16 protein-coding genes are annotated in these 13,004 nt (G+C 43.8%); 12 read left to right on the top strand and 4 right to left on the bottom strand.

Translation table 11 applies throughout. From position 1 onward, the window contains the following. Positions 1-378 precede the first annotated feature (378 nt). On the top strand, positions 379-579 hold the full coding sequence (locus tag EEX84_RS03070; protein WP_033541967.1) for a cold-shock protein: 201 nt from the start codon (positions 379-381) through the stop codon (positions 577-579). Positions 580-1,006: 427 nt separating this feature from the next. After that, positions 1,007-1,483, top strand: coding sequence for a YkvA family protein (locus EEX84_RS03065; protein WP_240033907.1), 477 nt, complete (start codon positions 1,007-1,009; stop codon positions 1,481-1,483). Between the two features lie 96 nt (positions 1,484-1,579). Here EEX84_RS03065 and EEX84_RS03060 read toward each other — a convergent pair whose 3' ends face one another. Next, a complete protein-coding gene (locus tag EEX84_RS03060) occupies positions 1,580-3,187 on the bottom strand; it encodes an ABC-F family ATP-binding cassette domain-containing protein (RefSeq protein WP_123164123.1) in 1,608 nt (535 codons plus the stop codon). Positions 3,188-3,488: 301 nt separating this feature from the next. Further along, the gene (locus tag EEX84_RS03055; protein ID WP_123164122.1) at positions 3,489-3,722 is read right to left on the bottom strand and encodes a hypothetical protein; all 234 of its coding nucleotides are present in this window, start codon (positions 3,720-3,722) and stop codon (positions 3,489-3,491) included. A 90-nt stretch (positions 3,723-3,812) separates the two neighbouring features. On the opposite strand from EEX84_RS03055, the gene EEX84_RS03050 reads away from it, so the two are divergent. Further along, complete coding sequence (locus EEX84_RS03050; protein WP_123164121.1) at positions 3,813-4,994, top strand: MFS transporter; 1,182 nt, start codon at positions 3,813-3,815, stop codon at positions 4,992-4,994. 22 nt (positions 4,995-5,016) lie between these two features. Further along, the gene (locus EEX84_RS03045) at positions 5,017-5,733 is read left to right on the top strand and encodes a YjjG family noncanonical pyrimidine nucleotidase (protein ID WP_123164120.1); all 717 of its coding nucleotides are present in this window, start codon (positions 5,017-5,019) and stop codon (positions 5,731-5,733) included. A gap of 76 nt (positions 5,734-5,809) precedes the next feature. Here the strand turns inward: EEX84_RS03045 and msrA are convergent, their stop codons facing one another. Beyond that, a complete protein-coding gene (msrA, locus tag EEX84_RS03040) occupies positions 5,810-6,340 on the bottom strand; it encodes a peptide-methionine (S)-S-oxide reductase MsrA (RefSeq protein ID WP_123164119.1) in 531 nt (176 codons plus the stop codon). Positions 6,341-6,489: 149 nt separating this feature from the next. Here msrA and EEX84_RS03035 point away from each other — a divergent pair, with 149 nt between their 5' ends. The 6 genes from EEX84_RS03035 (at position 6,490) to EEX84_RS16485 (ending at position 10,863) form a co-directional block, all read left to right on the top strand. Further along, a complete protein-coding gene (locus tag EEX84_RS03035) occupies positions 6,490-7,434 on the top strand; it encodes an LCP family protein (protein WP_123164118.1) in 945 nt (314 codons plus the stop codon). 58 nt (positions 7,435-7,492) lie between these two features. Beyond that, positions 7,493-8,680 carry an AI-2E family transporter gene (locus EEX84_RS03030; RefSeq protein WP_123164117.1) on the top strand — a complete coding sequence of 396 codons (1,188 nt, stop codon included), beginning with the start codon at positions 7,493-7,495 and terminating at the stop codon, positions 8,678-8,680. Between the two features lie 63 nt (positions 8,681-8,743). After that, positions 8,744-9,151 (top strand): sporulation protein, encoded by a 408-nt coding sequence (locus EEX84_RS03025; RefSeq protein ID WP_123164116.1) that lies wholly within the window; start codon positions 8,744-8,746, stop codon positions 9,149-9,151. Next, complete coding sequence (locus tag EEX84_RS03020) at positions 9,144-9,323, top strand: hypothetical protein (protein ID WP_123164115.1); 180 nt, start codon at positions 9,144-9,146, stop codon at positions 9,321-9,323. The genes EEX84_RS03025 and EEX84_RS03020 overlap by 8 nt, the downstream gene beginning before the upstream one ends. Before the next feature lie 727 nt (positions 9,324-10,050). Next, positions 10,051-10,458 (top strand): hypothetical protein, encoded by a 408-nt coding sequence (locus EEX84_RS03015; RefSeq protein ID WP_123164114.1) that lies wholly within the window; start codon positions 10,051-10,053, stop codon positions 10,456-10,458. Positions 10,459-10,701: 243 nt separating this feature from the next. Beyond that, a complete protein-coding gene (locus EEX84_RS16485) occupies positions 10,702-10,863 on the top strand; it encodes a hypothetical protein (protein WP_158599066.1) in 162 nt (53 codons plus the stop codon). A 146-nt stretch (positions 10,864-11,009) separates the two neighbouring features. On the opposite strand, the gene EEX84_RS03010 is transcribed toward EEX84_RS16485, so the two are convergent. Continuing rightward, a complete protein-coding gene (locus EEX84_RS03010) occupies positions 11,010-11,399 on the bottom strand; it encodes a hypothetical protein (protein WP_123164113.1) in 390 nt (129 codons plus the stop codon). A gap of 296 nt (positions 11,400-11,695) precedes the next feature. Between EEX84_RS03010 and EEX84_RS03005 the strand changes: the two genes are divergently transcribed. Further along, the gene (locus EEX84_RS03005; protein ID WP_123164112.1) at positions 11,696-12,250 is read left to right on the top strand and encodes a PadR family transcriptional regulator; all 555 of its coding nucleotides are present in this window, start codon (positions 11,696-11,698) and stop codon (positions 12,248-12,250) included. Positions 12,251-12,252: 2 nt separating this feature from the next. Beyond that, on the top strand, positions 12,253-12,765 hold the full coding sequence (locus EEX84_RS03000; protein WP_123164111.1) for a DUF4188 domain-containing protein: 513 nt from the start codon (positions 12,253-12,255) through the stop codon (positions 12,763-12,765). The last annotated feature ends 239 nt before the right edge of the window (positions 12,766-13,004 follow it).

The following is a 13,004-nucleotide window of genomic DNA, read 5'->3' as shown; positions in this document are numbered from 1 at the left end:
AGAGGATTGGCTGGAGTGAGAGCATTTCAAAGCAAAGACGTTAGCCGAAAATGACAGAAGATGAATCAAAAGATTCACGCTATTGAAAAAAGTACAGAAGAAAAACGAAAAAAATGTCATTACCGCCGAAAATGACCTATATTCTTTCCAGTAACTACATTCTTTTCAAAAAAAATCTAATAAAAAGTTTTTAGATTTGTTTGACTTTTTTGATAGGTTTGCTATAATTGGATTAATCAAAGATATTGAAACCAGAAAGAGCTATTCACATATTCCAAAAAGTGATCAGCACGTGATGGTACTTTTTGGAATATGTGAATTTTTTATTTGGAAATTCACATATTGAAAAATTTTTTTTAACCACAGGAGGTTATTTTCATGCAAGAAGGTACAGTAAAATGGTTTAACTCAGAAAAAGGATTCGGATTTATCGAAGTAGAAGGCGGAGACGATGTATTCGTTCACTTCTCAGCGATTCAAGGCGAAGGCTTTAAAACGCTTGACGAAGGTCAAAGAGTTGAATTTGAAGTAGAGGAAGGCAACCGCGGACCTCAAGCTACAAATGTAACTAAACTTTAATAATCCGAAAGGGCCGTTCATTGCGAACGGCCCTTTTTTTATGGAAATGAACATGATTCCTGTTTTGTTTAGACAGCGGGCACGGATGGGTATAGTTGAAGAACAAATCAGCATTCTCTGGGAGGTTCTGCTGGTTGAAAGGGAAAGTGATATCGTTTGACCGCGATGAAGGGTACGGTTAGATAGAGGGCGAAGAAGGAGAACAATTTTTCGCAGAATCATTTGAAGTCAATAGGGATCTGGAAGTCCTGGTGCTTGTCATCTGGTGAATTTCACGGTAGTGGAAGGCAAGCCGGAACGTGAACGGGTGGCCACCGATATTACGATGGATTTTTAGGACAGTTGACGAATCAATGTTTACTGGAAGTTTTGGATTTCTCCGTTAAAGGTATATATACGGTAAAGTTCTTTGAAAGGGGGTCAAAGTGTGGGAGACACATTAACGCAAAAGATGCCGAGTGAGCAACAGCAGCAGGATTTTTACCAAAAACTGCGTGAAAAAGTCGACAACTGGCTAAAAAGCAGATCGGGAATGGTCAGCAAAGTCGGCAGTTATATTTTAGTGGCGCCTGACTTGTTTCATTTGTTGATGAAGATGATGCTGGACGACCGGATCGACGCAAAAAGCAAGACGATGATCGGTTCGGGGATATTGTACTTTATCGCACCGATTGATTTTATCCCTGAGTTTTTAACAGGCCCTGCCGGTTTTATGGATGATGTAGTCGTGGCGGTTTTCATTGTCAATGCCATCTTGAACAAATTTTCAGTGGACATCGTCAAAGAGCATTGGGCAGGAGATGAAGACCTGCTTGAGGTCATTAGAAGACTTACCCATTCAGGCAGCGATTTGGCCGCGAAAGTTCCTGCGGGGCGGCTGGCTAAGCGTTTCATCAAACTTTAAAAGAAAAAGCGGTGCCACCTTCAATGTTGTCGTTTTCTCTTGGAACCATTAGAAAATCCGTTCTTCTTTAAAGAAGAACGGATTTTTGCTTGCTGTTTAATTTGTTATGCCTTGCGTTTCTTTCCATTCCAGGAATTCATCGTATGTCAATTGCTTGTCGAGAATCGATCCATCTTCACGGATTTCGATTACACGATTGGCAATGGTTTGGATAAATTGATGGTCATGGGATGTGAAGACCATGGCGCCTTTGAATGCGATCAAGCCGTTGTTGAGGGCTTGGATCGATTCGAGATCCAAGTGGTTGGTCGGTTCATCAAGCAACAGCACATTGGAATGTGACAGCATCATTTTGGACAACATGCAGCGGACTTTTTCCCCACCGGACAAGACCGAAGGCTTTTTCTTCACTTCTTCTCCGGAGAACAGCATTCTGCCGAGGAATCCGCGAAGGAACGTTTCACTTTCGTCTTCCGGCGAGTATTGACGCAGCCAATCCACTAGAGACAATTCGTTGCCTTCAAAATAAATGGTGTTGTCTATCGGCAAATACGCGCGTGAAGTGGTGACACCCCAACGGATCGACCCTTCAGCCGGCTCGTCTTCTTCTGCCAGAATGCGCAACAAAGCCGATTTCGCCAATGGATCACCAAGCAGGACAATCTTATCATCTTTGCTCATATTGAAGTTGACATTTGAAAGCAATTGCTTGCCGTCTACTGATTGACCCAAATCTTTGACTGTCAACACATCATTACCGATTTCACGGCCGATTGTGAAATTGACAAACGGATATTTACGGGAAGAAGGACGAATGTCATCCAACTGAATCTTATCAAGCATTTTCTTCCGTGACGTCGCCTGCTTCGACTTGGAAGCATTGGCAGAGAACCGGGCGATAAAGGCCTGCAATTCTTTGATTTTTTCTTCTTTTTTCGCGTTTTGGTCAGATGCCAGGCGAGTAGCCAGCTGGCTTGATTCGTACCAGAAATCGTAGTTGCCGACATACAACTGAATTTTGCCGAAATCCAAATCTGCAATATGCGTGCAGACTTTGTTCAAAAAGTGTCTGTCGTGGGAAACGACGATAACCGTATTCTCAAAGTTGATCAGGAATTCTTCCAGCCACTGGATCGCTTTCAAATCGAGGTGGTTGGTCGGCTCATCGAGAAGAAGAACATCGGGCTTGCCGAATAACGCTTGTGCCAACAGCACTTTCACTTTATCGGAACCGGACAACTCCGCCATTTTTTTGTCATGGAGATCTTCGGCGATGCCAAGGCCCTGCAAAAGAATGGCTGCTTCGGATTCAGCTTCCCAACCGTTCAGCTCGGCAAATTCGCCTTCAAGCTCTGCGGCGCGCATGCCGTCTTCATCTGAAAAGTCTTCCTTCATATAAATGGCATTTTTCTCTGACATCACTTCATACAGCTTTTTGTGGCCCATGATGACCGTTTCCAGAACTGCATATTCTTCGTATTCAAAGTGGTCCTGTTTCAATACGGCAAGACGCTCATCCGTCCCCATTTTCACGACACCGGACTGCGGTTCAAGTTCACCGGAGAGAATTTTGATGAATGTCGACTTGCCGGCACCGTTAGCGCCGATCAAGCCATAGCAGTTCCCCGGGTTGAATTGTATATTCACATCTTCGAAAAGTTTACGGTCACCAAAGCGAAGACTTACATCATTTACAGCGATCATTAAACGTACCTCCTAAATTTCACAATAAGAATAGTATATCATGAAACAGCCCAAAACTGATAGCAATCAAGCGCGCACTTCGATAAACTGAAGGAAGGGTGTTAAAATCTTCACTTGTTGATATTCCGCAAAACAGCTCCGCTGAACCCTTGTGCTCCTGTCTCTGTCTCTGTCTCTGCATCGCTTCGCTAGCTTCGAGACATGAAAGAGCGTTGCATCGCTGCACCAGCTTCGTTGTAAGAAAAGAGTCTCTTTGTTAACTTTGAAAGATTGAAAAAGACTACAATGAAACTCAATAAGGTTATTTATATTTTCTTTCTTTATAGGCAGTCAGCATTCCGAGTTCTTTGTTCAGCAGATATTCCATTTTTACATAATCCCTTCTCGTCGGGATGTGTTCAGGTGTCAGGCCTTTCATGGAAAATATGAAATAATAGCCGCCGATTTGCCGGAACAGCACAACGACATGCGGAAAGTCATCAAAAATGGCTTTGATGTTATAGCGTTTTGCATAACTCCAATTTACGAGTTTCATTTACATAACCCGCCTTTCACCACCTTATTTTAATCAATTCAAGCAGGGAACACAAGTTTGGATTACCGTCCATATAGGAGGATCTTTAACATGACAGCACAACAAACCAAAACCGCATTGGGTTTGATGGTGGTCGCCATCTTTTTTGTGTCCATCAATTTGCGTCCAGCCATTTCTTCCATCGGGCCCGTGCTCGATGTGATCCGCGCTGATTTATCACTTACCAACAGCCAGGTCAGTCTGCTGACGGCTGTTCCCGTTTTCTGTATGGGGTTGTTTGCGCCGTTTGCCGTCGTTTTCAACCGTCAGTTCGGCGCTCAGCGCTCGGTCGCAATGCTGCTGGTCGTCATAGGCGCTTTTACCTTGCTGAGAGGACTCGTTCCCACTTTTCCGCTGCTGTTTGCCAGTTCCTTTTTCATCGGTTTGGCAATTGCCATTATCAGTCCGTTATTGTCGGCCATGATTAAACAGAACTTTCCGATGCGTACGCCGGCATTGATCGGTGTCTATTCATTTGGAATGGGTCTGGGAGCGGCTTTATCTGCCGGATTGACTGGAGTTATTTACACAGTTGCAGATTGGCCGGTCGCCTTGGCCAGCTGGGGGCTGCTGTCCATTTTAGGGCTTTTCTTCTGGTTCCGTGTCAAACAGCCTTCGCATGATACCGAATCCCAGACAAGAATGGGGAAACAGGCTCCGTCCCGTTTGCCCTGGAAAAACAAACGGGCCTGGTATATGCTGCTGTTTTTCGGTTTCCAGTCCTCTTTGTTCTTTTCACTACTCACCTGGCTGGCCCCGATTGCCATCGATCAGGGGATGTCGGTGCTGGCCGCTGGTGCGGTATTGACGGTGATGACGGGAGTTCAGCTTGTCGTCAATGTCACTTTGCCGACGGTTTTGTCAAAGTACCCGAATCGGCTGCTTTGGATCTGGGTTGCATTGGCCGTCTGTACGGGTGGAATTTTGCTGTTGATGGCTGGCACTGCAACGGCGACTTGGCTTGCAGCTGGATGCTTCGGGATTACTTTGGGCAGCCTGTTCCCGCTGGCGTTGCTGATGCCGCTTGACGAAAACGAGACGGCGGATGATGTCAACAGCTGGACGGCGATGATCCAGACAGGCGGTTATATCATTTCAGGAACCATGCCTTTTGCCATTGGCTTTTTCTATGACCGCTTTGGAACGCATATGATAACACTTATATTGCTGCTCATTTTTACTGCTTTGCTGGCACTTTTTACAGTCCTGTTAAGCAATAAAGAAAGCAAGTAAGACAGAAGAAAGGTTTGGTATTATGATCAACAAAAAGAAAAAATACGACATCATCTTGTTTGATGTGGATGATACGCTGATGGATTTTCGGATTTCAGAGAGAAATGCTTTACATAATACTTTTATGGAATTTAATTTACCTAATGGCTTCTCGGATTACCACGACAGCTATCGAGCCATCAGCAAAATCTTATGGAATGAACTGGAGCAGGGGAAGCTGGCTCTCGGCAATCTTGGAGTCGAACGTTTTAACCGCTTGTTCAAGCAGCACGGAATTGCGGTGGACGCCAGCTTGTTCAGCCAGTCCTACCTCGGTTATTTGGGAAAAGAAACGCATCTGATGCCTGGGGCCGTTGACTTGTGTTCTTCTTTGGAACAATGCCGCCTGGCCATCATCACGAATGGTTTCGGACATGTGCAGAAGGCCCGCATTGAAAATTCACCGCTCAAAGACTTGTTTGAACAAGTTGTCATTTCTGAAGAGACCGGTTTTCAGAAGCCGGATTCCGGGATTTTCGACTACACTTTTTCCAAAATGGGAATCAAGGATAAGAACCGTGTACTGATTGTCGGTGATTCACTGACTTCTGATATTAAAGGAGGCAGCGATTACAGCATTGACACATGCTGGTTTAATCCGCATCAGAAAAGCAACGGAACGGAAGTTATCCCGACTTATGAAATCCGTGAACTCGCAGAACTCAGTGACATTGTGAACGGTCATCCATTAAAAGGATAGAAAAAGCAGGCGCAATGAATGAATTGCGCCTGCTTTTTTGGCGGGAAACGGGTATGGCTTTCAACTATGGAACAGTTTAAACTTCCGCTTTCTCCCAAACCGCGTCGATAAATTCATCCCTGCCGGATTTTGCGCGGTCTTCCTTGTATTCATCCGGACTTTTTTTATAAAAGTCCTGGTGGTAATCTTCCGCCTCATAAAAAGGGGATGCATCCCGGATTTCTGTGACGACAGGTTTTGTGAAACGGCCGCTGGCATCGAGTTCCTGTTTCGATTGCTCGGCAAGTGTCCGCTGGGTTTCGTTATGGACAAAAATCGCTGCTTTGTACTGCTCGCCGCGGTCCTGGAATTGTCCTCCATTGTCCGTCGGATCGATTTGCTGCCAAAAAATTTCGAGTAATTGCTCGTAAGGGAACACTTCCGGCTGGAATGTGATTTCCACCGCTTCCAAATGGCCCGTCGTCCCTGATTTCACTTGTTCGTATGTCGGCTGTTCCACATGTCCGCCTATATAGCCGGACACTACTTTTTCAATGCCGTCAAACTGATCGAATGGTTTCACCATGCACCAAAAACAGCCGCCGGCAAATGTCGCTTTTTCCGTCATCGTACTTTCTCCTCTCAAACGCATTAAAAAAATTTTATCACCACTCTTCATGTGGGACAATAAAAATGTTTTATAATTGAGACAGAAACTTCTTCAAGCCAAGCATCGTCTTATGTCGTGTAGGACAACCAGAAAGGAACGTGTACATCATGGAAGAAGAACTGCCCTTACGGAGAGAACGGCGCAAAAAAAAGCGTTTCCGTTTTCGCGGGATTTTCCTATTGCTGTTTTTGCTCATTATCGCAGCAGGGATTTATGCCTTTATACAATTCCAAATCGGATACCAACAAGCTGATGATCCAGCAAAAGAACAAATAAGCTTTTCGGGTGATGAAGAAAACGGCGATTACGAAAACATCCTGCTGCTCGGAGTGGATTCCAGAGGAGAAGAGAAATCGCGTACGGATACAATGATGCTGCTGTCGCATAACAAAGAGACAAATGAACTGAAAGCCACTTCGTTCATGCGTGATATTTATGCCGACATTCCCGGCTATCAATCCTATAAATTGAACACGGCTTTTTATCTGGGTGGTGTGGACCTGCTGGCTGATACGCTGCGCAGCACGTTTGGTGTGGAAATCCATCATTATGCAGTGATTGACTTCAAAAGCTTTGAAAGCCTCATCGATATTGCCGCACCAAACGGCGTGGAAGTGGATGTGGAAAAAGATATGTCGGAAAAAATCGGCGTCACGCTCACAAAAGGCGTACAGAAGCTGAATGGCCAGGAATTACTCGGCTATGCGCGTTTCCGTGCGGATTCAGAAGGTGATTTTGGACGGGTCCGGCGTCAGCAGCAAGTAATTGCCGCTACAAAAGAGGAAGTACTCGGCATTTCGGCCCTTCCGCGACTGCCGAAACTGGCAGGCGCAGCACAGGGGTTTGTTCAAACAGATATGCCTGTGTCAGATCAGATGAAGCTGGCTGCCCAACTGGCCATCAGCGGAAACAGTGAGGTGGAGCGGTTAACCATCCCGATTAAAGACAGTTACCGGTTCAATTCCTATTCACACGCCGGCTCGGTCATTGAAATGGACATCGAACAAAACAAACAGGCATTAAGCGAATTTTTGTCGCAACCCCTTCACTGAAAAGTCTGAACATATGATAAACTGGAAGTAGCAAGATCATACAGAAAGAGGGACAGGGATGGAACCGGAAAAACCGTCATTTTTCTCAACAAACTTCATTCATTTCCTGGGCGGCCGCAACACGTTGTTCAGTTTGGTCATCCTGGTGTTGCTTGGCTTGGCCATTTTTGTTTTTCGGGAAGTGTCGTTTATCTTCAACCCGTTAAATGTCTTCATGAAGACTGTCGTGCTGCCGGGTATTTTGGCGTTAATCGCCTTTTATTTGCTGCGGCCGGTTCTTCGTCTATTGGAAAGGTTGAAAATCCCCAGGATATGGGGGATCATCATCATTTTCCTGGGAGCTATCGGGTTAATTACACTGCTTGTCGTGCTGGTGTTTCCATTTCTCCGGGACCAGTTTCAAATGCTGATCGAAGAATTTCCGGATTATTTCATGCAATTGCTGACAGATATCGATGCTTTTCTGCGCTCTTCGATCATCGGCGATTATTACAGGGGATCTACTTTTGACATTGACCGGCTTCTTGCCACTTTGCCTGACAATATTGCCGATACCATCCAAAATGCGGCAACCAGTGTCATTACAGGAATCACTGGTTTTATTTCCGCCATTACCGGCGTCGTTCTATCGATTGTCATTGTGCCGTTCATCTTGTTTTATTTGCTTAAAGACGGCGAAAAGCTTCCGGAATACATTGTCAGATTGCTGCCGCCGCGTTTCCGTGAAGATACACGGGAGCTGTTCAGCGAAGCTGATAAGCAGTTGAGCGCTTATATCCAGGGCCAGATTATCGTCGCTGTCTGCATCGGTATCATGGTGTATATCGGCTTTTTGATCATCGGAATGGATTATGCGTTGTTGCTCGGGTCGATAGCCATGGTCACCAGTGTTGTGCCGTATATCGGACCGGCGATAGCCATTACGCCAGCTGTCATCATTGCGCTTGTGACGTCGCCGTTCATGCTCGTCAAGCTGGCGATTGTCTGGACAGTTGTGCAGTTGGTGGAAGGCAACCTCATTTCGCCGCAGGTCATGGGCAAGACGTTGTATATCCATCCCATCACCATTATTTTTGTATTGCTGACAGCAGGGTCGTTGTTTGGCGTCATCGGCGTGCTGCTGGGGATTCCGGGGTATGCGCTATTGCGCGTAGTGGTTTCCCATTTTTACAAATTATTTAAACGCCGTTACAATAAACATGAAACGGACCTTGAAAATCATTACGATTACCACGAACTTCAATAACGGTTCAATCCAATAATTATTGGAATTGTTCAGAACCATTAAAAAAGCTGGGGGTTTCTACTTATGAATTTCAAAGAATTTTTGTCATCGATCGGCTTTGGCACGATGAAAATCGATACTGTCATTGAAAGGCCTCAATTGGAAGAAGGCGAAACGCTGAATGGGACAATTTATGTATATGGCGGAGAAAGCGACATGGAAATCGACTATATCGAGTTGCAGGTCATTAAAATGATTGAAGATTACCGGGAAGACAGCGATTTCAACTACATTGAGATTCCGGTTACGAAACAGTCGCTGGAGCTGGCCGGAAATATCCAATCCAAAGAAACAAAAATGCAGCATTTCGAAATCGTTCCGGATGAACGGTGGCTTATTGAAAATGAGAAAGCCAAACTGGTCGTCAGGACGGTGTTGCATATCAAGCATGGATTTGATGTTCAGGATGAAGATGAAATTACATATGGTTGAAGAAAAAGGGCTGGCAACAGCCCTTTTTCTTATGAAAAATTTGATTTTCTTTCAAAGCAGGGAAGAAGAACAAGCGGCACCTTTTTTTATTGAAAATCATAAGATAAAGTGGCATAAAGCTTTAAATGTATTAAATTACATAAGGAAAATTTTAAAAAAACAGTTCTGCTAACCAAGAAAAAACCAACACTGCAAAGTGGTGCAAGCAATTGGATAATATGCTGTTCAATTCCTTGCTTCTTCAACGGCAAAAACACGTTACGGTTGAGTTGAAAGGGAAACGGTTTGATTATGAAATCGGCTTTTCGCGCAGCGCTTATTTGAAGTAACAGAAAAAGGGAAGTTAAACGAAGGATGTCCCAGACTCAAAACAAAAAACAACGGGGTCTTCCATGCAAGACATATAATTATCAGAAAAATCAATTAACTAATTTACACAAATACCAAAAAATAAGCCGAAAAAATTTACAAATAACAATTATAGTGGAAGAACAAAATGAGTTGTAAGGCAGAACAAATTGAAGGGGATGATATAGTAGTTCTCGCAATGTAATTTAGAAGAATCCCGAACTATCAATGAAAAAATTTATATTTATTGAACAGGAAGTAAAATGGAAAAACTTCAAGGAATAGTTAAAAGGAGATCAAGATATTATAGAATAATGATGCAAAAAATATCTTTTTATTAGATGTTTACAACTCGTATAAGGCGTAGTAGTATTTTTATATCAGATAATATTATTAAACAAAAGATAAAAAAACCTTTTATGTATATATAGTAATAGTCAGTAAGGTTCAGTCTGGTTTGCCTTTTGAAACAGTCAAAAAGAATGGCGGATGACAAGCTGCAATTCTGATCTGACCACAAGATCAGAAATGGCCAGAAAGGGATGGATGGAATGATTGGTTTTGCTTCAGTAGAATCGACAACAGAAAAAATCAGCCAATTAATGGATGCAGAAATCGAACTGCTTGATGGAATGGCAAGGATTCAAAAAACACGAATAGTAAAGCTGAGCGGTGGCAGCCACTACTTCACCACGGGGCTCGATATGGAAATTTCGTTTTCCTTGCTTGCAGAAGAAGGGCCAACAATCAATGAAGCGGAAATTTTGTTGCTGCCTGAAGAATTCCTGCCTTTTTCAACCGCGTTAAGAGAACACGCAAATCCTTTTCCAACAAACTTTTCGCAGCGGTTGGTGCAGCAGTCAGGCACGTGCAGCATACTGCTGAAATCCCAGGAATCTCCTGTCCAATTCGCTGAACGGCTCGCTTCGGCGCTCCAGGCGATTTCATCACACAATTGATAGCGTTTCCACACAGTTATACCGCTACGGCGGTTGACTATAAAGAGTTGAAAAACTTACGATCAGCGGTGCACTTTAGGGGGTGGGGAACTTCTTGTATTCAAACTAGAAAAATCGTCGAGTTCTGTTCGATCGATTGATTGATGTCTTCTTCTATAACACATGCAAGTCTGGATTTCCGGACAATCAGCAAAACGTTCAATGACCTGGATAAAAGAAAAAATTTACTGGAGGTTATGCAGAATGACTGCTATCGAAAAAGAAGTAATGACAATGGGGAATACCACTAAGAAACCATCGCAGACAACCGAAGAATTTTTTAATGGATACAAGGAGTACAAAGAGAAAAAAGCGAAGCTTCAAGTAGAAGCTAAAAACAGAGAAGATGCACGTGTAGAAGCATAACGACTACTGTCTGCTGACATTATATAGAAAATGCTGGTGAAACCGGCAAAAAAGACGCTCTGAAAGTTTAAAAGCTTTCAGAGCGTCTTTTTGTGTTTACTGAAATATCTTCCGGCTTTGTTTTTCCGTAAGGGCTTTTCATTGCCCTAATTTTTTTCTGTCAGGAATGTGATGACCGCAAACAGGAAAAACGCGAGCAGCAGGATGGTGCCGCCTGCGATGAAGAAAATCAGCACGAAGGTTTCGTTCCAATTGAACGGGTTCAGGTTATACAGCCACATACCGGCGGTCAAACCGACTGCACCGACCATTGCAAGAATGCCGTGGAGGGTGACGAGCTTTTTGTATTTGACCGTATAGGCATGGTAGAAAATCCCCCAGGCGAAGACGGAAAGCCAGCCGACCAGGAGGATATGGGCGTGGATCGGGCGCAAAGCATAATCCATCTGCCCGGCCATGTGAGAACCGAGATAAGTCCCGAGCAATCCGAAGATTGCTGAAAATCGTATTAAGCGTAAACTCCAAACTTTTTCCACTTTATAAAGCCTCCAGATTCTTGTTTTGAACTAACTTGCAGAAGACAGTGCGGTAAACTTCACACCCATTATATTATCACTTTTCACGGCGAATGATAAAAAAATTCCTGCCGGCACCGGTGGAGTTTTCAATTCTCGGAATAAATGCTCTGATCCTTTTTCATCAACTTTTCTAAAAAAGTAGAACAAAGAAATAACAGAACATTTCGATAGTTATTTCTTTATTTTTAAATCTTAATAAAGTATATTATATATCAAAAAGATATATAATAACCCAAAATAGGGAGGGGTTTTTCATTTCCAAAGAAAATCCGACTCAATACGCCATTCTCGGGCTTTTAACTACCGGCTGCACTACCGGTTATTCCATGAAGCAAATGATTGATGGAAGTTTGAATCACTTCTGGAAAATCAGCTATGGCCAAATTTATCCAACACTGAAATTGTTGGTTGAAAAAGGCTTTGCCACCGTTGAAGAACTGGAGCAGGAAGGAAAACCGGACAAAAAAGAATACCAAATCACCGATTTCGGCATGGAGGCTTTGAAAAAGTGGCTGGAACAGCCGATTGCGGAGTTGCCGGTTGAAAAAAATGAACTGCTGCTCAAATTATTCTTCAGCCGCCATCAGAACCCTGAAACTGCCCGTCGCCATCTGGATGACTATCTTGCTAGATTATTGACACGCCACAATACGTACGAAGCGATCAAGAACATGATTTCGACTCAGCTGTTTGACGAACAAGATGCCCCTTTTTGGATCATCACATTGGATTACGGGCTCCGTACAACGCAAGCCGCCATCGATTGGTGTGAAGATACAAAAAGCCTATTACTGAAAAAGGAGGGATAACGATGAGTGCGCAAATTTTTCCCGGCAGGTACACAGCTGAAAACCAGGAAGGCTTTGTCGTTTTTATTATCGGTACACGCATCAACAAATGGTGGGCTGTCCATAAATGGTGGCCGGTTTTCATTGCCATGCCGCCGATGATCAAAGAGCTCTACAGCCATAAAGAGCTTGGTTGTTTGTCCATGGAGAACTTCTTTGGGCTGAGGACGACGCTGATGGTTCAATATTGGCAATCCGAAGAACAGCTGCTGGCCTATGCCAAAGGCAACCAGCACTTAACTGCATGGAAAAACTTCAACAAAAAAGTGGGAAACAACGACTCAGTTGGCATTTACCATGAAACGTACTTGGTCAAACCGGGGCAGTTTGAATCCATCTACGGCAATATGCCGAAATTCGGGCTGTCAAAAGCAGTCGGTTTTGTGCCCGTCACACCATCTTCCAATTCTGCGCATAAGCGGTTGCGAAAAGAACGTTTCGTTAAAAGCGAGAGCGGCGGAAAAGGGGCTGATTGATCGTTTCACATCTGCAGCAAAAACCGGCACTCGCAAAGCTGATGGCGAGTGCTTTTCATTTTATATTATCCAAATTGATTGTTTCAGCTATATATGTACTAAATTACATAAGGAAAATTTTCAATACAAAAATACAGTAAACAACAAACAGAGAAAAACCAGTTCAACGAAATTCGGAAAAAGGCAATTTAAAAAAACATGAGTCCGGCAGTATACCGAACTCATGCACAATCATTCGC

It is taken from the genome of Planococcus salinus (genome assembly GCF_003719725.1).
GTDB classification, from domain to species: Bacteria; Bacillota; Bacilli; order Bacillales_A; family Planococcaceae; genus Planococcus; species Planococcus salinus.
The sequence above is the reverse complement of the archived record's forward strand: the minus strand, read 5'-3'. Positions and strand labels throughout refer to the sequence as shown.